Annotated in this window: 16 protein-coding genes; 3 read left to right on the forward strand and 13 right to left on the reverse strand. The window is 73.6% G+C overall.

Annotation, left to right across the window (positions count from 1 at the left end; all coding sequences use genetic code 11):
• Positions 1-38: 38 nt before the first annotated feature.
• The 4 genes from WN71_RS23035 to WN71_RS23050 are packed head-to-tail and all read right to left on the reverse strand — an operon-like array spanning position 39 to position 3,977.
• Complete coding sequence (locus WN71_RS23035) at positions 39-1,118, reverse strand: ABC transporter ATP-binding protein (RefSeq protein WP_046583212.1); 1,080 nt, start codon at positions 1,116-1,118, stop codon at positions 39-41.
• 2 nt (positions 1,119-1,120) lie between these two features.
• Positions 1,121-1,936, reverse strand: a complete 816-nt coding sequence (locus WN71_RS23040; RefSeq protein WP_046583210.1) for an ABC transporter permease — start codon at positions 1,934-1,936, stop codon at positions 1,121-1,123.
• A complete protein-coding gene (locus tag WN71_RS23045) occupies positions 1,924-2,823 on the reverse strand; it encodes an ABC transporter permease (protein ID WP_046583208.1) in 900 nt (299 codons plus the stop codon). The genes WN71_RS23040 and WN71_RS23045 overlap by 13 nt, the downstream gene beginning before the upstream one ends.
• On the reverse strand, positions 2,820-3,977 hold the full coding sequence (locus tag WN71_RS23050; protein ID WP_046583206.1) for an ABC transporter substrate-binding protein: 1,158 nt from the start codon (positions 3,975-3,977) through the stop codon (positions 2,820-2,822). Before WN71_RS23050 ends, WN71_RS23045 begins: the two co-directional genes overlap by 4 nt.
• Positions 3,978-4,200: 223 nt before the next feature.
• On the opposite strand from WN71_RS23050, the gene WN71_RS23055 reads away from it, so the two are divergent.
• Entirely contained in the window at positions 4,201-4,941 is a 741-nt protein-coding gene (locus WN71_RS23055) for a GntR family transcriptional regulator (protein ID WP_046583204.1), read from the forward strand.
• Positions 4,942-5,189: 248 nt separating this feature from the next.
• Here the strand turns inward: WN71_RS23055 and WN71_RS23060 are convergent, their stop codons facing one another.
• The 6 genes from WN71_RS23060 to rpe all read right to left on the reverse strand — a co-directional run bounded on the left by WN71_RS23060 (position 5,190) and on the right by rpe (position 11,226).
• Positions 5,190-5,642 (reverse strand): Lrp/AsnC family transcriptional regulator, encoded by a 453-nt coding sequence (locus WN71_RS23060; RefSeq protein ID WP_046583202.1) that lies wholly within the window; start codon positions 5,640-5,642, stop codon positions 5,190-5,192.
• 10 nt (positions 5,643-5,652) lie between these two features.
• Complete coding sequence (locus WN71_RS23065) at positions 5,653-7,122, reverse strand: amino acid permease (RefSeq protein WP_046583199.1); 1,470 nt, start codon at positions 7,120-7,122, stop codon at positions 5,653-5,655.
• Between the two features lie 350 nt (positions 7,123-7,472).
• The gene (locus WN71_RS23070; RefSeq protein ID WP_046583348.1) at positions 7,473-8,915 is read right to left on the reverse strand and encodes a GuaB1 family IMP dehydrogenase-related protein; all 1,443 of its coding nucleotides are present in this window, start codon (positions 8,913-8,915) and stop codon (positions 7,473-7,475) included.
• A gap of 175 nt (positions 8,916-9,090) precedes the next feature.
• Positions 9,091-9,405, reverse strand: coding sequence for a barstar family protein (locus tag WN71_RS23075; RefSeq protein WP_046583197.1), 315 nt, complete (start codon positions 9,403-9,405; stop codon positions 9,091-9,093).
• A 12-nt stretch (positions 9,406-9,417) separates the two neighbouring features.
• Positions 9,418-10,461 (reverse strand): sugar-binding transcriptional regulator, encoded by a 1,044-nt coding sequence (locus tag WN71_RS23080; RefSeq protein WP_046583195.1) that lies wholly within the window; start codon positions 10,459-10,461, stop codon positions 9,418-9,420.
• Positions 10,462-10,539: 78 nt separating this feature from the next.
• On the reverse strand, positions 10,540-11,226 hold the full coding sequence (gene rpe / locus WN71_RS23085) for a ribulose-phosphate 3-epimerase (RefSeq protein WP_046583194.1): 687 nt from the start codon (positions 11,224-11,226) through the stop codon (positions 10,540-10,542).
• 134 nt (positions 11,227-11,360) lie between these two features.
• Here rpe and WN71_RS23090 point away from each other — a divergent pair, with 134 nt between their 5' ends.
• On the forward strand, positions 11,361-13,523 hold the full coding sequence (locus WN71_RS23090; protein ID WP_046583193.1) for an MMPL family transporter: 2,163 nt from the start codon (positions 11,361-11,363) through the stop codon (positions 13,521-13,523).
• A gap of 31 nt (positions 13,524-13,554) precedes the next feature.
• On the opposite strand, the gene WN71_RS23095 is transcribed toward WN71_RS23090, so the two are convergent.
• Positions 13,555-14,973: an RsmB/NOP family class I SAM-dependent RNA methyltransferase gene (locus tag WN71_RS23095; protein WP_046583192.1), complete on the reverse strand. Its 1,419-nt coding sequence runs from the start codon at positions 14,971-14,973 to the stop codon at positions 13,555-13,557.
• A 157-nt stretch (positions 14,974-15,130) separates the two neighbouring features.
• Positions 15,131-16,063, reverse strand: coding sequence for a methionyl-tRNA formyltransferase (fmt, locus tag WN71_RS23100; protein WP_046583191.1), 933 nt, complete (start codon positions 16,061-16,063; stop codon positions 15,131-15,133).
• Between the two features lie 230 nt (positions 16,064-16,293).
• Between fmt and WN71_RS23105 the strand changes: the two genes are divergently transcribed.
• Positions 16,294-16,833 (forward strand): hypothetical protein, encoded by a 540-nt coding sequence (locus WN71_RS23105; RefSeq protein ID WP_046583188.1) that lies wholly within the window; start codon positions 16,294-16,296, stop codon positions 16,831-16,833.
• Positions 16,834-17,427: 594 nt separating this feature from the next.
• On the opposite strand, the gene WN71_RS23110 is transcribed toward WN71_RS23105, so the two are convergent.
• The coding region (locus tag WN71_RS23110; RefSeq protein WP_071369871.1) for a primosomal protein N' at positions 17,428-19,133 on the reverse strand (1,706 nt) is incomplete at its 5' end.

Below are 19,133 nucleotides of genomic sequence, written 5' to 3' on the forward strand. Positions count from 1 at the left end.
GGCGAGGTCGGACCGGGGCGCGGGGACGGCGCGGGCGGTCACTCGCCGCGCCGCTCGGCCACCAGCACCGCCCGCTCCGGCAACGACACCCTCACCCCCGCCCCCAAGCCCAGCGCAGCGCCCTCGTGGGCGGGCACGTCCGCCTTGACCTCCGTCCCGTCGCCGAGCCGGACCATGACCCGCACGGCCGCGCCGAGGAAGGACGTGGCGGCCACCCGCGCCGTACCGTCCTCGTCGGCCCGCACCAGCACCGCCTCCGGCCGCACCAGGACGTCGACGTCGCGGGCCGCGGGCACATCGCCGTCGACGGGCAGCCGCTGCCCGAGCACCTCCACCGTCCCGCCGTCGAGCCGACCCGGTATCCGGCTCATCGTGCCGACGAACTCGGCGACGAACGCGGTGGCCGGACGCCCGTACAACTCGGCCGGAGCGGCGCACTGTTCGAGCCGGCCGGCCCGCATGACGGCGACCCGGTCGGCGATCGACAGCGCCTCCTCCTGGTCGTGCGTGACGAACAGCGTGGTGATGCCCAGCTCCCGTTGGAGCCGGCGGATCTCCTCGCGCAGGGTGAGCCGCACCTTGGCGTCGAGCGCGGACAGCGGCTCGTCGAGCAGCAGGACGCGCGGGCGCAGCGCGAGGGCGCGGGCGAGCGCGACGCGCTGCTGCTGGCCGCCGGAGAGCTCGTGCGGATAGCGCTCGCCCTTGTCGGCGAGCCCGACCAGCTCCAGCAACTCGGCCGCGCGGGAACGCCGTTCGGCGGTGCGCACCTTGCGCATCCGCAGCCCGAACGCGACGTTGTCGAGCGCGCTCAGATGCGGGAAGAGGCTGTACGACTGGAAGACCATCCCGGCGTCGCGGCGGTGGGCCGGGACCCGGGTCACGTCCTCGCCGTCGACCAGCACCTCGCCGGAGGTAGGGTGTTCGAACCCGGCGAGCATCCGCAGCGCGGTGGTCTTGCCGCAGCCGGACGGGCCGAGCAGCGCGAGGAACTCGCCGGGCCGCACGGCGAGGTCGAGCCCGTCGAGGGCGACGGTCGCGCCGAACTCGCGCCGCAGGGAACGGAATTCGACGGTCGCGGCGGTGGCCCGGTCGGCCGTCTGAGTCGTGGTGGCGGTCATGTTCATCCCCGGGAGGCGGTGGTTCGGGAGCGTCCGCCGGCTGAGGCGAGCGCGAGCAGCAGAAGCCAGGTCAGCAGCAGGCTGAGCACGGACACGGCGACGGACAGCTGGGCCTGCTCGCCGCCGACGTTCACGATCCACACCGCGAACGGGGTGAAGCCCAGCAGATGGGAGACGGTGAACTCGCCGAGCACCAGCGCCAGGGTGAGGAAGGCGGAGTTCAGCAGCGCCCCGCGCAGATTGGGCAGCACGGCGCGCACGAGGGCCTGCGGCCAGCTCGCGCCGCAGCTGCGGGCGGCCTCGACGAGGGTGCGTACGTCGACGGCGCGCAGCCCGGCGTCCAACGCCCGGTACACGAACGGCAGCGCCATCACGACGTAGGCGAGGACGAGCACGAAGGGGAAGTCGGGGTTCTGGATCGCCACGAAGGTCTGGAACAGCGGGGTGTGGGAGAGATGGTCCGGTCCCCACTTCAGGACGGTGGAGATGCCGGCCACGAACGCGATCGGCGGCACCACCAGGGGCAGGCTGCACACCACTTCGACGACGGGCCGCAGCCGGGGCGCGCCGAGCCGCAGCGCGACCGTGGCGGGCACCAGCAGGAGCAGCACCACGGCGATGGTGGCGGCGGCCAGTTCGAGCGAGAGCAGCAGGCTGCTGCCGAAGCCGTCGGTGGAGAGGATCTCGGTGTACGCGTCGGCGGTGAGGCCCTGGCCCGGCACGTCGACGGTGAAGACCACGGACGCGGCCAGCGGCACCAGGAAGTACAGCGCGGCGAGACCGAACACGGCCCAGCGCCACGGTTTCAGGCGAGCCATCGCGCGCTCCGTCGTTGCAGGGGCAGGTACACGGCCATCACCAGGCCCGCGACCAGGACCATGTCGAGGCTGAGGGCGAGGGCGACGTTCTCCTGGCCGACCAGGACGTTGCCGGAGAGGGCGTCGGCGATCTGGAGGGTGACCAGCGGGACGGCGCTGCCCACCATGGCGGCCGCCGTGGCGTAGGCGGCGAAGGCGCTGCCGAAGAGCAGCACCAGGCCGCCGAGCAGGGAGGGCGCGAGCACGGGCAGGGCCACGTGCCGCCAGTACTGCACGCCCGTGGCGCCGTTGTTCTGCGCGGCCTCGCGCCACTGGGTGCGCAGGCCCTCCAGGGCCGGCGCGATGGTGAGCACCATCAGCGGGATCAGGAAGTACAGGTAGACGATCACCAGGCCCCAGAAGCTGTAGAGGTCCCAGCCGTGGTCGGTGAGGTGCAGGTGCACGGTGAGCACACCCGCGTTGCCGAGGGTGGCGACGAACGCGAACGCCAGGGGCACACCGCCGAAGTTGGCGAGCACCCCGGACGCGGTGAGCACGGCCTCGCGCACCGCGCGGGAGCGGGAGGTGACCACGGCCTGCGCGAGCGGCAGCCCGAGCAGCGTGCCGAGCGCGGCGGAGACCGCGGACAGCTTGACGCTCCCGGTGAGGGCGGTGAGATAGGCGCCCTGAAGGGAGGCGGTCAGGTTGCCGGTGGTGTACGAACTCGCGCCGGTGGCCTGGTCCTTGACGGTGAAGGCGCCGTTCAGCATGGCCAGCGCGGGGACACCGAAGGCGATCGCGGTGAAGACGAGCAGCGGGACGACGGCCAGCCAGCCGGGAACGGGGCGCCGCCGCTTCGCCGGAGCGGCGGGCGGCGCCACGTCCACGCCCGTGAGGGTGGCCGTCATCCGGAGACGGCCTTCGCCCAGCCCTGCGCGATGACCGTCTTGGCCTTGCTCTGCTGGCCCTCCGACGGGAAGGAGGGGGTGCCGGTGACGGCGGGCAGCTTGGCGGCGGCGCTCTTGTCGAGGGTGCCGGCCTGGTCCATGGCCGTCATCAGGGCCGGGCGGGCGTAGCCCTTGAGCCAGAGGTTCTGGCCCTCGGCGCTGTAGAGGTACTCCTGCCACAGCCGGGCGGCCGCCGGGTGCGGGGCGTCCTTGTTGACGGCCTGGGAGTAGTACTGGGAGAACTGGCCGTCGCTCGGGACGGACACCTTCCAGTCGAGGCCCTTGGCCTTGAACTCGTCGGCGTACCCGGCGTTGAGGTAGTCCCAGTCGATGCTGATGGGCGTCTCGCCCTTCTCGACGGTGGCCGGGGTGGACTCGACGGGCGTGTAGTTGCCGTTCTTCTTCAGCTTGGCGAAGAAGTCGAGGCCGGGCTGGATGTCGTCGAAGGAGCCGCCACTGGCGAGCGCGGCCGCGTAGACGCCGCCGAAGGCCGAACCCGACTTGGTGGGGTTGCCGTTGAGGGCGACCTGGCCCTTGTACTGCGGCTTGAGGAGGTCGGCGAAGGTGGTCGGACAGACCTTGACGCGCTTGGCGTCGCAGCCGATGGATATGTAGCCGCCGTAGTCGTTGTACCAGCGGGCCTGCGCGTCCTTCTGGCCCGCGGGCAGGTCGGCGAAGGAGGCCACCTTGTACGGCGCGAGCAGGCCCTGCTGGGCGGCGCTGAGCGCGAAGGAGGAGCCGAGGTCGAGCACGTCGGGGGCGCGGTCCTGGCCCTTGCGCGAGGTGACGGCGTTGATCTCGTCCTGGCTGGAGCCGTCGGGGTTCTCGTCCTCGATCTTGATGCCGTACTTCTTCTTGAACCCGTCGATGAGGGCGCCGTAGTTCGCCCAGTCGCGCGGCACCGCGATGATGTGCAGCGTGCCTTCCTTCTTGGCCGCCTTGACCAGCGCGGCGAGGCCGCCGAAGTCGGCGGCGGAGGTGGCGGTTGCGGCGTTCTTGCCGTCGGTGGTGGTGGACGCGTTGTCGGGGGCTGCGCCGCAGGCGCTCAGGGCGAGCGCGGCGACGACGGCGAGGCCGGCGCTGCGGACGGCGGTTCCCGGCAGGGACACGGTCACGGCTTCTCCAGGGGACGCACGAGGGTACGGAGACTTGTCTGAAGAACTTGCAGAACTTGTCTGAACAAGTTGACCCCAGTAGGACTGCCTCGGGTGTCCGGTCCGTAAACACCGTCGAAACTACGAACCCCTATTCCCTGCACAATCACAGCCGTTCCGGATCACTCAGGGATGTCGATTAGGCTGGTCACGCTGTGCACAGCGGCCTAGCCAGAGGGGAAGCATGACGGCTCGACACGAGGAGATCGCCGACGCACTGCGGCGGGCCATCGACCGCGAGGAGTACACGGTCGGCAGCCGGCTGCCCGCGGAGACGGAACTCGCCGCGCACTACGGCGTCTCCCGCGGGACCGTCCGCCAGGCCGTCGCCGCGCTCACCGCGGAGGGTCTGATCGGCTCCCGCCAGGGCGCCCGCCGGGTGGTCCTCGCCAGCCGTCGCAGCCAGAGCTTCGGGGAACTGCGCAGCTTCGCCCAGTGGGCGCGGGCGATGGGCCGCGAGGCGACCGGGCGGGTGGTCGCGCAGGAGTTCCGCCCGGCGGCACAGGAGGACTCGGTGCGGCTTCAACTCCCGGTCGGCACGAGGGTGTTGCACGTGCTGCGAGTACGGGGGCTTGACGGTGAGCCGGTGTTGGTGGAGCGCACGGTGTACGCGGACTGGATCTCCGCGGCGGTCGCGGCGATAGAGCCCGACTGCCCGTCGGTCACCCAACGCCTCTACGACGACACGGGGTTGGTCTTCGCGTACGGCGAGCATGTCATCGACGCGGTGGCCTGCGGGGCGCAGGACGCGGAACTGCTGGGGGTCCGGCGGACCAGTCCGCTGCTGCGGGTGCGGCGGGTGACGACCACGCGGGAGGGACGGCCGGTGGAGTGGTCGGACGACCGGTACCGCTCGGACGCGGTGAGCTTCAGCGTCCACAACTCGATCGACAACAACGCGCTCGCGCGCAAGACGGCGGAATAGGAAACGGGGTTTCGCGCAGTTCCCCGCGCCCCGAAATCACCTGCGGGTGCGTCGTGGCTGGTCGCGCAGTTCCCCGCGCCCCTTGGTGGGCTGCGCCGCAGCATCCTCAGGGGCGCGGGGAACTGCGCGACCAGCCCCCACCGGCCCGCGGTCGACGACGAACGATCACAACCCATCACCCCAGGGGCGCGGGGAACTGCGCGAACGCCCCCACCGGCCCGCGGTCGAGAACGAAGCCGGGCGTAGACCTAACCCGGCGCGCCCGAGGAGAAGCGCCGCAGCAGAGGGGACAGCACGAGTACCGACTTCGTGCGCTCCACGAACGGCTCCCCCGCGATCCGCTCCAGCACCCGCTCGAAGTGCCGCATGTCGGACGCGAAGACCTGCACGATCGCATCCGCGTCCCCCGTCACGGTCGACGCGGCCACGACCTCCTGATACCGCTCCAGCCCCCGCAGAATCGTCTCCGGAGACGTGTTGCGCCGACAGTAGATCTCGACGAACCCCTCGGTCTCCCAGCCCAGCGCCGCCGGGTCGACCCGTACGGTGAAGCCGGTGATGGCCCCGGTCGCGCGCAGCCGGTCCACCCGCCGCTTCACGGCGGGCGCGGACAGGCCGACCAGCGCCCCGATGTCCGCGTAGGAGCGGCGGGCGTCCTCGGCGAGGGCGTGGACGATGCGTTCGTCGAGATCGTTCAGCACTGCGGGTGGATCACTTCTCGGAGGGTGCGAGTCGGGAACGGCGGAAGCCGTACACGAAGTAGAACACGAGCCCGGCCGCCATCCAGACTCCGAAGACCGCCCAGGTGACCGCGGACAGGCTGCCCATCATCCAGACGCAGAAGAGGAACCCGACGGCCGGCAGGACCGGCGACAGCGGCACCCGGAAGGTGCGCGGCATCTCCGGACGGGTCCGGCGCAGCACCACCACGGCCACGTTGACCAGCGCGAACGCGAACAGCGTACCGATGCTCGTGGCGTCGGCGAGCTGCCCGAGCGGCACCGCGGCGGCCAGCACCCCGCAGAACAGGGCGACGATCACCGTGTTGGCCCGGGGTGCGCCGGACTTCGGGTCGACCCGCCCGAACACCTTGGGCACCAGGCCGTCCCGGGACATCGCGAAGAGGATGCGCGTCTGGCCGTAGAGCACGGTGAGCACCACGCTCGCGATGGCGATCACCGCGCAGGCGGCCAGCAGGGTGCCCCAGAAGCCCTGCCCGGTGACGTCGCGCATGATCTGGGCCAGCGTGGCCTCGGAGTCGGCGAACTGCCGCCAGGGCTTCGCGCCGACGGCGACGGCCGCGACGAGGACGTACAGCACCGTCACGACGGCCAGCGACAGCATGATCGCGCGCGGCAGGTCCCGCTGCGCGTCGCGCGCCTCCTCGCCCGCGGTGGAGGCGGCGTCGAAACCGATGTAGGAGAAGAACAGGGTGGCCCCGGCGGCGCTCACACCGCTCATGCCGAGGGGCATGAAGGGCGCGTAGTTCCCGGACCGGAACCCCTGGATGCCGATCGCGCAGAACAGCACCAGCGCGGCGATCTTCACGCACACCATCACCGTGTTGGCTCGCGCCGACTCGCGGGCCCCGCCGAGCAGGAACGCCATCGCCAGCAGGACGACGATCAGGGCGGGCAGGTTGAAGACGCCGCCGTCCTCGCCGGGCGGCGCGGACAGCGCGTGCGGGAGGGTGACGCCTATGGTCCCGGCGAGCAGTTCGTTCAGGTACTGGCCCCAGCCGACGGCCACGGCGGCCACCGAGACGCCGTACTCCAGGAGCAGGCACCAGCCGCAGATCCACGCGACCAACTCGCCCATCGTTGCGTACGCGTACGAGTACGACGAGCCGGAGACCGGGATGGTGCCCGCGAGTTCGGCGTAGGACAGGGCCGAGAACAGGGCGGTGAGGCCGGCGATCACGAAGGACAGGGTGACCGCGGGACCGGCCTTGGGGACGGCCTCGCCGAGGACCACGAAGATGCCGGTGCCGAGGGTGGCGCCGACGCTGATCATGGTCAGCTGCCACAGGCCGAGGGAGCGGCGCAGCGCGCCCCCCTCGCCCTGGCCGCCCTCCGCGACCAGGCGTTCCACGGGCTTGCGCCGCATGAGGCGGGCACCGAGGCCCGTCGTCGGGGGGACGGCCGCGGTCTGCCGCCGCGGGGGTGCACCTTGGTCGAGCACGCGCTGACTCCTTCGTCGCTGCCGGTGACGGCGGCGGGGGCCGGCGACGTGCCCCACGAGCGGACGGCCACCGAGCGGGACCCCCGTCACGCCTCGTACAGCGCGCAACCCTATGAGCCAGGGCATCACGGTCGTAATGCAGCAACCTTGCGCGTCACCGCAAGATCATTGCGTTCCCGGCGGCAGGGTGCCCATTCGTTGCGCGGGACCCGGAATCCGTTGCGCCGGACCCGGAATCCGTTGCGCGGGCGCGCTCGCGGGGCCCGCGCGGAGTCCGGCGGAGACGGCGCGGCCCCCGCTCCCCGAGGGGTGCGGGGGCCGCGTGGACCGTGTGCGCGAAGGCGTTCCGGTCAGCTCCAGCTGGCGTGCAGCGGCTTGCCCTCGGCGTAGCCCGCGGCGCTCTGGACGCCGACGACGGCCTTCTCCGCGAACTCCTCCAGGGAGCCCGCGCCGGCGTAGGTGCAGGAGGAGCGGACGCCCGCGATGATCGAGTCGATGAGGTCCTCGACGCCCGGACGGGCCGGGTCGAGGAACATCCGGGAGGTGGAGATGCCCTCCTCGAACAGCGCCTTGCGGGCCCGGTCGTACGACGACTCGTCCGAGGTGCGGTTGCGCACCGCGCGCGCCGACGCCATGCCGAACGACTCCTTGTAGAGGCGGCCGGAGGCGTCCTGCTGGAGGTCGCCGGGCGACTCGTAGGTGCCCGCGAACCAGGAGCCGATCATCACGTTGGACGCGCCCGCGGCCAGCGCCATCGCGACGTCGCGCGGGTGGCGGACACCGCCGTCGGCCCACACGTGCTTGCCGAGCTTGCGCGCCTCGGCGGCGCACTCCAGGACGGCGGAGAACTGGGGGCGGCCCACGCCGGTCATCATCCGGGTGGTGCACATGGCGCCCGGTCCGACACCGACCTTGATGATGTCGGCGCCCGCCTCGACGAGGTCGCGCACGCCCTCGGCGGCGACGATGTTGCCGGCCGCGATCGGCACGTGCGGGTCGAGCGCGCGGACCAGCTTGATGGCGCTGATCATCGACTCCTGGTGGCCGTGCGCGGTGTCGATGACGAGGGTGTCCACGCCCGCGTCGAGCAGCTGCTTGGCCTTGCCCGCCACGTCGCCGTTGATGCCCACGGCGGCGGCGATGCGCAGCCGGCCGGCGGCGTCGGTGGCCGGGGTGTAGAGGGTGGCGCGCAGGGCGCCCTTGCGGGTGAGGATGCCGGCGAGCCGGCCCTCGGCGTCCACCGCGGGGGCGTAGCGCCGGTTGGCGGCGTCGAGCCGGTTGAACGCCTCGCGCGGGTCGATGTCCGCGTCGAGCAGCAGCAGGTCCTTGGACATGACGAGTTCGAGCTGCGTGAAGCGGTCGACGCCCGTGAGGTCGCTGTCGGTCACGACACCGATCGGGCGGCGGCTCTCGTCGACGACCACACCGGCGTTGTGCGCGCGCTTGGGCAGCAGGGCCAGCGCGTCGGCGACCGTCTGGTGCGGGGCCAGCTCGATGGGCGTGTCCAGGACGTGGTGCCGGCTCTTGACCCAGGACACGACGTCCGTGACGACGTCGATCGGGATGTCCTGCGGAATGACCACCAGACCGCCGCGCCGGGCCACCGTCTCGGCCATACGGCGTCCCGCGATGGCGGTCATGTTGGCCACGACCAGCGGGATGGTGGTACCGGTGCCGTCCGGGGAGGAGAGGTCGACACCCTGGCGGGAGCCGACCGCGGAGCGGCTCGGCACCATGAAGACGTCGTCGTACGTGAGGTCGTACGCGGGCCGGTTGTCGTTGAGGAAACGCACGTGCTGCACATCCCGATCGTTCAGAGGTGGCGGCCCCCGGGCCGGTCCGCCAGGGGGAAGAGCACGTACTTCATTGTCCCATGCCGACCGGAATGCCGTCCCCGGGCGGAACGTCCAGGCCGACCGGAGCACCCCTTGGAGGATTCTCCGAAAAGGGGCGGATCCTCCAGGAACGCTAGGCGGGGTCCCCGAGGGCGAGCGCCACGGACAGCCCGGCCGTGCGGCCGGCCGCCTCGGCGAACACCTCCCGGGCGGTCTCCCACTCCCCCGGCCGCGCCGCCGCGTACGGCTCCCAGTTCCGTACGACGACCAGCAGGCCCCGGTCCGCGGCGCCGGCCGGCCACAGGGCCCGGTCGCGGAGGCTGTCGGCGAGCGCGTCCCAGTTCCGGCCGAACCAGCCGGGCAGGGCGAGCGCGCGGGCGCAGCGGTCCATCAGGCCCGCCTTGTCCCGCACGCCGTCGAGATCCAGCGTGACCACGACGTCCGCCATGCCCGGCCCCCGTCAGATCCCGTCCGGGTCGGTCCTGCTGAGCGCGGGCTTGGGCGTCGCGCCCGCCGTCATCAGGTAGTCCGCGGCCGAGGTGTCCGTCACCAGGCTGGTGACCAGGCCGGAGCGGAGCACCGCGTCGATCGCCGCGGCCTTGCGCTGCCCGCCCGCGATCGCGACGACCTCGGGGATACGGCGGAGCTGGTCGGCCTTGACCGTGATGCACCGCTCCCCCAGGTCCCGCCCGACCCGGCGGCCCTCGGCGTCGAAGAGCAGCGCGGACATCTCGGCGGCGACACCGAGCGAGGCGTAGTGCGCGCGCTCGTCGTCGCTGAGCATGTCGTGCACCGTCGAGACGCCCGGCTCCCAGGAACCGATGGAGACGCAGGCGACCGTGACCTTGTCGAAGTACTCGAAGGCGCGGGCGATGCCGGTCTGGTTGCGCAGCGCGGCCGCGGTGGCCGCGTCGGGCAGCAGCATCGGCGCGTAGATCGGGTGCGCGTCGCCGCCGGACACCTGCGCGGCACGGCGCACCGCCTCGACCGAGCCGCGCTCGGCCGTCCCGGCGTCGTACACGCCGGTCAGCTGCACCACCGTGCACGGCGGCAGCCGGTCCAGGGCCGCCGCCATGTTGATCGTGGAGCGGCCCCAGGCGAGACCGAGGACGTCGCCCTCGTTCACCAGTTCGCCGAGCAGGTCGGCCGCGACCTCGCCGAGGTTCTCCGGGTCCGGAGTCTCCTCGGCGTCCGCGGGCGACTCCACCACCACGGCGTGCCTGAGGCCGTAGCGGGCGCGCAGCGCGTCGGAGCGCTCGGCGTCCAGCTCGGCCGGGACGCGGATCTCGATGCGTACGAGATCCCGCTCGAGGGCCGTCTCCAGAACCCGGGCCACCTTGAAGCGGCTGACGCCGAACTCCTCGGCGATCTGGATCTTCGACTTTCCCTCGAGGTAGAAGCGGCGGGCCATGGCCGCCGCCTGCACCAGCTCAGCGGGTCCCATCCGCATGGCTGACCGGCCCGCCGACATACCCGACACGGCCATCTCCTCACTGCTGTTCACACTCTGGATACGCCGTTCATCCTTGCAGATCCGGCGCACTTGATCAGCCCTGATGGGAGCCGTTCACGTACCTGTGGCTCAGTGGTCGCACGCCCATGACGCATTCGCCGTGGCCGAGCGTGCCTGTTCACGCAGTGCGCGGACCGCCTCGGCGGGGTCCTGCGCGCCGTACACGGCCGACCCCGCCACGAACACGTCGGCACCGGCCTCCGCGCACCGTTCGATGGTCGACTCGGACACTCCTCCGTCGACCTGCAACCAGAGTTCCAGGCCGTGCTTCGCGATCAACTCGCGGGTTCGCCGGATCTTCGGAAGCATGATGTCGAGAAAGCTCTGGCCGCCGAAGCCCGGCTCGACCGTCATGATCAGCAGCATGTCGAGCTCGGGGAGCAGGTCCTCGTACGGCTCGATGGGGGTCGCGGGCTTGAGCGCCATGGACGCCCGGGCGCCCTTGGCCCGGATCTCCCGCGCGAGCCGCACCGGTGCGGCGGCCGCCTCGACGTGGAAGGTGACCGATGAGGCACCCGCTTCGACGTACTGCGGCGCCCAGCGATCGGGAGCCTCGATCATCAGATGCAGGTCCAGCGGGGTGTCCGTCGCACGGGCCAGAGACTCTACGACCGGCACTCCGAGCGTGAGGTTCGGGACGAAATGGTTGTCCATCACGTCGACGTGGAGCCAGTCGGCCCCTTCGACCGCCTTCGCCTCGTCGGCGAGACGGGCGAAGTCGGCGGACAGGATGCTGGGGTTGATCTGCACGGCCATGACCCAAGCGTGCCATGCCCGGCGCCGGTTGTTCGCGCCGGTCCGGCCCGCGGACGCGCGGGAAGGGTCCGGTCCGGGGAGTCCACGGCCCTCGGGACGGGCCGGCGGAAGCGGTCACGACGGCGGGAGTCGCGATGAGGCAGCTCGACACCGGCAAGCGGTACGCGATCCGGTTCGTGTGCGGACGGCGCACCAAGTGGGTGGTCGTGGCGGTGTGGCTGGTGGTCCTGGTGCTCGCGGCGCCCCTCGGCTCGAAGCTCAGCGACGCGCAGGACAACGACGCGCAGTCCTGGCTGCCCGGCTCGGCGGAGTCGACGCAGGTGCTCAGCCTGTCGGAGAAGTTCCGCCCCGAGCAGGCCCCCGCGGTCGTGGTGTACGCCCGTCCCGGCGGGCTCACCCCGGCGGACCGGCAGCGCATCGTGGGGGACGCGGCCGAGCTGCGCACCCTGCACGACCACGGCATCCGCGGCGCCGCGGTCCAGGGCCCCGTCTACGACCGGGCCGCCGCGCCCCGGGCGGCCGAGATCTATGTCCCGATCACCATGGGACCCACCGGCTGGAAACGCGTCGCGCCTGCCGTCGACTCCGTCCGCGACGTCGTCGGGACCGGCAGCCAGGGCCTGGCCGTGCACATCACCGGGCCCGGCGGGATCGCGGCCGACTCCTCGAAGGCGTTCGCGGGCATCGACTCCACGCTGCTGTTCGCCGCGATGGCGGTCGTGATCGTGATGCTGCTGCTGACCTACCGCAGCCCCACCCTGCTGTTCGTGCCGCTGATCGGGGTGGTGGTCGCGCTGTTCACGGCCCAGGCGCTGATCTATCTGCTGGCCCGGCACGCGGGCCTGACCGTGAACGGCCAGAGCGCGGGCATCCTCACCGTGCTGGTCTTCGGCGCGGGCACCGACTACGCGCTGCTGCTCGTCGCCCGCTACCGGGAGGAGCTGCGGCGGCACGAGGACCGGCACGAGGCGATGGAGCTCGCCATGAACCGGGCCGGGCCCGCGGTGCTGGCCTCCGGCGCCACGGTGGTGCTCAGCATGTTGGTGCTGCTCGTCGCGGAGATGAACTCCACCCGTGGCCTCGGGCCGGTCGCCGCGATCGGCGTGAGCGTCGCGCTGGCCGCCATGCTCACCCTGTTCCCGGCGCTGCTGCTGCTGTTCGGGCGCTGGATCTTCTGGCCCGCCGTGCCGCACTTCGGCTCCGCGGACCCGTCGGGGCACGGCCTGTGGGCTCGCATGGGCCGGAACTTCGCGCGCCGCCCGCGCCTGGTGTGGGCCGTCACCGCGGGCGTCCTCGCTGTGCTCTCGCTCGGCCTGTTCCAGCTGCGCGCGGACGGCATCTCCAACGCCGACAGCTTCACGGACCGGCCGGACTCGATCGTCGGCCAGCAGGTGTCGGCGCGCTACTTCCCGGCGGGCAGCGGCGACCCCATGGTGATCGTGTCCGACCGGGACCGGGCGAAGGAGGTGGGGCGGACCGTCGCCACGGACCCGGGTGTGGTCGCGGCCAGTGTCGGCGTGCCGGCCGGCACGGCGCCGGAGTACGACGGAAAGGTCCTGCTGGAGGCGACGACCCGCGCCCCGGCGGACAGCGCCGCCGCCAAGGCCACCGTGGAGCGGGTCAGGGAGGCGGTGCACGCGGTGCCCGGCGCGCAGGCGCGCGTGGGCGGCGGCACGGCGGCCCTGCTGGACATGGAGAACGCCCAGGCGCACGACAACTACGTGGTCATCCCGGTCGTGCTGGCCGTCGTACTGCTGGTCCTCTCGGTGCTGCTACGGGCCCTGGTCGCGCCGTTGCTGCTGGTCGCGACCGTGATGCTGTCGCTGGCGAGCGCGCTCGGGCTGAGCGCGCTGGCGTTCCGGCACGTCTTCGACTACGCGGGCGAGGACGTCGCCTTCCCGCTGTTCGTCTTCGTCTTCCTGGTCGCGCTCGGCATCGACTACAACATCTTCCTGACCACCCGCATCCGCGAGGAGGCGGCCCGCGAGGGCACCCGCCCGGCCGTGGTCACCGGCCTGGCGACCACCGGAGCGGTGATCACCTCCGCGGGCCTGGTGCTCGCGGGGACGTTCGCCGCGCTGGGCACGCTGCCCGTGGTGGGCTTCGCGGAGATCGGCTTCGCGGTCGCCGTGGGCGTCCTGCTGGACACCTTCGTCGTCCGCTCCGTCCTGGTCACCTCGCTCTTCCTGGACGTGGGCCGGAAGGTGTGGTGGCCGAACCGGCTGTCCCACCAGGACGGAACGGCTCCACCGGACGAACGAAGTCCCGACCCGGCCACGGACCGATCGAGCGGGTGAGGGCCCCGGGCGGCCCGGCGGCCCGGCGGGGTCAGCCCGTGCGGCGGATGAGGGCCAGGTACATCGCGTCGGTGCCGTGCAGATGGGGCCAGAGCTGGAGGTCGGGACCGTCGCCGAGCGCCGGGACGCCGGGCAGCAGCGGACGCGCGTCGATCAGCTCCGCCCCGGGGTACTGCTTGAGGACGTCGTCGACCACGGCACGGGTCTCGGCCAGATGCGGCGAGCAGGTGGCGTAGCCGACCACGCCGCCGATCCGCACCGACTCCAGCGCCGTGCGCAGCAGGGACCGCTGGAGCGGCGCGAAGCCTTCCAGGTCCTCGGGGCGCCGCCGCCACCGCGCCTCGGGGCGGCGCCGCAGAGCGCCCAGGCCCGTGCACGGCACGTCCATCAGCACCCGGTCGAAGGTGCCGGGCCGCCACGGGGGGCGGGTGCCGTCACCGGCGATCACCTGATACGGCCCCGGGTTGCCGGCCAGCGCCTTGGCGACCAGCCCGGCCCGGTGCGGCTGCTTCTCGGAGGCCAGCAGCACGGCACCGCGCTGGGCGGCGAGGGCGGCCAGCAGCGCCGCCTTGCCGCCCGGCCCGGCGCAGCCGTCCAGCCAGCGGGCGTCCGGGCCGTCGAGCGGGGCGTTCGCCAGCGCGAGCGCGACCAGCTGGCTGCCCTCGTCCTGCACGCCCGCGCGGCCCTCGTGCACGGCCTCGACACCGCCGGGCTCACCGCCCTCGGTGAGCCGTACGGCATACGGCGACCAGCGGCCGGGGACGGCGGCGTCCTGCCGCAGCAGCTCCTCCTGGGTGGACCGGCCGGGGCGGGCGACGAGGGTCACCTCGGGCCGCTCGTTGTCGGCCTCCAGCAGGTCCTCGATGCCGGCGCGGCCGCCGCCGAGCGAGTCCCACAGGGCGGAGACGATCCACCGGGGGTGCGAGTGCACGACGGCGAGGTGGTCCTCGGGGTCCTCGTCGTAGGGCGGGGCGACCTTCTCCAGCCAGCCGTCCAGATCGTGCTGGGCGACCTTGCGCAGCACGGCGTTGACGAACTTGGCGCGCCCGTCGCCCAGCACGACCCGGGCCAGCTCGACGGAGGCGGACACCGCGGCGTGCGTCGGGATGCGGGTGCCGAGCAGCTGGTGGGCGCCGAGGCTGAGCACGTCGAGGACCGGCGGGTCGACCTCGCGCAGCGGCCGGTCGACGCACTCGGCGATGATCGCGTCGTAGGTGCCCTGGCGCCGCAGCGTGCCGTAGACCAGCTCGGTGGCGAGTGCGGCGTCGCGGCTGTCGAAGTCCCCGCCCTCGCGCGCCTTGCGCAGCAAGGGCGGCAGGACGAGGTTGGCGTAGGCGTCGCGCTCGTCCACCGCCCGCAGGGCGTCGAAGGCGAGGATCCGGACGGGATCCTTCTGGGGCCGGCGGTACGGCTTGCCCGGCTTGCGGGGCCGACGGGGCTGTTCGCTCACGAAAAAGGTGCTCCGGATGTCTGTGCGGGGTATGCGCCCACCCTACGTCTTGCGGGCGCCGCGGCCACCTGCCGAAAGATTTTGATCCGCCCGGCCATCCGCCGCCGGCCCGGTCGCATCCGGGAAGTCCCGCACGGGAAGGCCCGTGGGGCGCGCGTCAGGCGCCGAGGAGTTCGCCGTCCTCGATGCGCACCCCGCGGGCCCAGTCCGCCGCGCGCATCGGCTTCTTGCCCTGGGCCTGCACCCACAGCAGCTCCACCGCGTACGAGCCCGTGCCCACGAACACGTCGTTCTTGCCGGCGACGAGCCGCCCCGGTGCGAGGTCGGTCCGCTCGGGCCTCGGCACCACGTGGATCAGCTTCAGCCGCTCGCCCCGGAAGGTGGTCCAGGCGCCGGGCGCGGGCGTGCAGCCGCGCACCACCCGGTCGACCCGAAGGGCCGGGGCCGCCCAGTCCACGCGGGCGTCCTCGACGGTGATCTTGGGGGCGAGGGTGATGCCGTCGGCGGGCTGCGGCACGGCCTTCAGCGCGCCGTCCTCGATGCCGTCCATCGTCGCGGCGAGCAGCCCCGCGCCCGCGAAGGCGAGCCGGGTCAGCAGGTCGCCGCTGGTGTCGGTGGCGCGGACCTCCTCGGTCACCGTGCCGTAGACCGGACCGGAGTCGAGCCCCTCCTCGATGAGGAAGGTCGAGGCGCCGGTGATCTCGTCGCCCGCCATCACCGCGTGCTGGACCGGTGCCGCGCCGCGCCAGGCGGGCAGCAGCGAGAAGTGCAGGTTGACCCAGCCGTTCGCGGGGATGTCGAGGGCGACGCGCGGCAGCAGGGCGCCGTAGGCCACGACGGGGCAGCAGTCCGGCGCGATCTGCCGCAGCCGCTCCAGGAATTCGGGGTCGCGGGGCTTCACCGGCTTGAGCGCCTCGATGCCCGCCTCCTCCGCCCGCTGGGCCACGGGCGAGGCGATCAGCCGACGGCCCCGGCCGGCCGGGGCGTCGGGCCGCGTGACGACGGCGGCCACCTCGTGCCGCCCGGAGGCGATCAGTGCGTCCAGGGCGGGAACGGCGACCTCGGGGGTACCGGCGAAGACGAGCTTCATGAGCGGGTTGGGGCCTCTCGGGCGGTCGGACAAGGGTCAACGCCCCAGTCTAGGACGAGGATGCGGGCGCCGGGGGCGAGCGCGGTCCGAGCCGGGGGCGCACGCGCTTGCGGTCACGCCCCCAGTGCGTGACCCGCGGCGCACTGCCGCGTTGGTCAAGAAAGAGTTGACCACAACGGGCCGCATTCCGCGGCCCACCTCCTTTCAACCCCGGTTCGAGAGGCTTGTACATGGCCGACCACGCAACCCACGACGCCCAGGCACGGGCCAGCCTGCACCTGCTCGTGCGGGACATCGAGCGGGTCCGCCGGCAGGTGGACGCGCTGCGCACGCTCACCGCCCAGTTGGGCAATGTCTACCGCCCGCGCCGCTCCGGTCCCTCCACGGGTTTCGTCGTCTACGGACGCGCCCCCGCCCCCACGGTCCGCCTCGCGCAGGAACTGCGGGACAGCGTCGAGACCCTGGTGACGGCGGCCGTCGACTTCGACCGTTCGCTCGGCTTCTCGTGGGACGCGGTGGGCTCCGCACTGGGCGTCACCAAGCAGGCCGTGCACCGCCGTTACGGCGCCCGCCGGCCCACCACGCAGGCGGAGGCCGAGGTGGAGCACACCACGGAGACGTCGGGCACCCGCACGCTGAACGTCACCTCCGGCCTGCCCCCGGTGCCCACGGTGCCCGCGGCCCGTTCGATGCCGACGCAGCCGACGGGCAGCCCCGCACTCCGCGACGAGGTCCGGCCCACAGCGTTCCCCGGCCCGCGCAACGGCTGACCACGGCGGCCGCCACGGCTGACCACAGCGGCCGCCACGGCTGACCACAGCGGTCACCACGGCTGACCGGGCGGTCGCAACAGCCGACCCCGGCGGTCACACCGGCTGACCCCGGCGACCGCCACGACTGACCGGGCGGTCACAACAGCCGACCCCGGCAGCCGCCACGGCTGACCGGGCGGTCACACCGGCTGACCCCGGCGGCCGCCACGACTGACCGGGCGGTCACAACAGCCGACCCCGGCGGTCACACCGGCTGACCCCGGCGGTCAAACCGGCTGACCCGGCGGTCGCAGCGGCTGCCCCCGGCGGTCGCAAGAGCCGACCCCGGCGGCCGACCCCGGCCGCTCCGTGAGCCGGCCCGGGACGGCACTCCCTGCCCTCCCGGCCCGCGCCCCGTCCGGGAGGGCACAAGCGTTCCGTCCTACGACATCCAGGGCGCCCCGGACGCGGTCGGCGCGCCGACCGGGGCTCGCCGCCGCGGGCAGGCGGTACGAACGGGCGGTGCGGACAACCGCCGCAAACGGCCGGCCCTCGGGCGGCGCCTCCCGCCCCAGGGCCCCCTCCGCACCCCGCCGCCGCACGGGCGTGCCGCTACCCGATGTCCGGTGGATCGATCCGCACCCGCACCCGGCCGGCCCGGTCCGCTTCCCCGTTGCCCCGGGCCATCCGGGCGGCCTGGGCCGACTTCAGGGCGGCGGCCAGGGCGGAGCCGCTGCCCGGCGGAACGCGGATCAGGGCGCGCTCCCAGTGCTCCCCGGGCGGCGGGCCGCCGGTCCTGCGCGGCCCGTCGGCCCGGGTGACCGGGACCGGGACCGGCCCCAGCACCTGCGCGTCGGCGGGCAGCCCGACCGCGCCGAGGAACTCCGCGACCGCCTCCCCCAGTCCCGCCACGGACGCCATCCGCGACACGGGCGGAAAGCCCAGCTCCGCGCGCTCCGCCAGCTCCCGCACGGCGTGCCCGACGGGGTCCCAGCGCACGAGCGCCTGCACGGGCCGCAGCGTCGGCTCGGCCACCACCACGACCGTCCCGCCCGCCTGTTGCGGCCGTACCAGCGCGGCGGCACCCGTCCAGCGGCGCAGCGCGTCCTCGGCGGCCCGCAGATCGGGACGGGAGAGCATGGCCCAGCCGTCCAGCAGCAGCGCCGCCGCGTAGCCGCCCTCCGCGACCGGTTCGGCGCCGGGGGTGCTCACCACCAGCGCCGGGGTGCCCGGGACGGTGTCCAGCACCTGTTCGCGGCCCGAGGTGCGCACCGGTACGGCCGGGAACGCGCGCCCCAGCTCCTCCGCGGTGCGGCGCGCTCCCACGACCTGGGCCCGCAGCCGGAACGCCCCGCACTCCGGGCAGTGCCAAGAGCCCTCGTCACGGCCGCACCAGCCGCACCGCAGCACGCCCGCGTCCTGTCCCTGCAAGGGCCCGGCGCAGTGCCGGCAGCGGGCGGCGGCCCGGCAGTTCGCGCACGCCATCCGCGGCACGTACCCCCGGCGGGGCACCTGTACCAGGACCGGCCCGTGCTTCAGCCCCTCGCGGGCGATCTGCCAGGCGAGGCTGGGCAGCCGGGCGGCGCGGGCGGCCTCGTCGCGCGCGAGGTCCTCGTCGCCCACCGTGCGGACCAGCGGCGCGGCGGCGCGCACCTGCTCCCGCCCGGCGGCCAGCGGCCGGGCCCAGCCGCTCTCGACGAGCTGGGCCGCCTCCACCGTGCAGCTGCGGCTGCCGAGCAGGAAGGCGCACCGGTCCAGCGAGGCGCGCAGCAGCAGCACCTCGCGGGCGTGCGGCTGCGGCGCGTGCTGCTCGCTGTGGTTGTCGTCGCCGTCGTCCCAGATGGCCACCAGGCCGAGGTCGCGCACCGGGGCGAACATGGCGGCGCGGGTGCCCACGACGGCCCGCACCGAGCCCCGGCTGACGGCGAGCCACTGCCGGTAGCGCTTCTCGGGACCGGCGTCGGCGGTGAGCAGCGCGTGCCGGCCCGCGCCGAGCAGGCCGGTGAGCGCCGCGTCGACGCGGGCGGCGGCCCGGCCGTCGGGCACGACGACGAGGGCGCCGCGGCCCGAGGCGAGCGTCGCCGCGACGGCGCGGGCGAGCTCCTCGCACCACTGCGGTCCGGGCAGCGCGTTCCACACGGCGCGGGGTGCGGCTCCGGAGGCGAGCGCGTCGAGGTAGGCGGGGCCGTGCTCGTAGCGCGCCCAGGAGCCGGGGGCGGGGCGGTCGGGCGGGGGCAGCGGGGCCGGGGACTCCTGCCGTTCGGCGCGGGCGCTGCGGGGCGGCACGGCGAGCTGGAGCACGTCGGCGAGGCTGCCGG

Source organism: Streptomyces mangrovisoli (assembly GCF_000974985.2).
Classification (GTDB): domain Bacteria; phylum Actinomycetota; class Actinomycetes; order Streptomycetales; family Streptomycetaceae; genus Streptomyces; species Streptomyces mangrovisoli.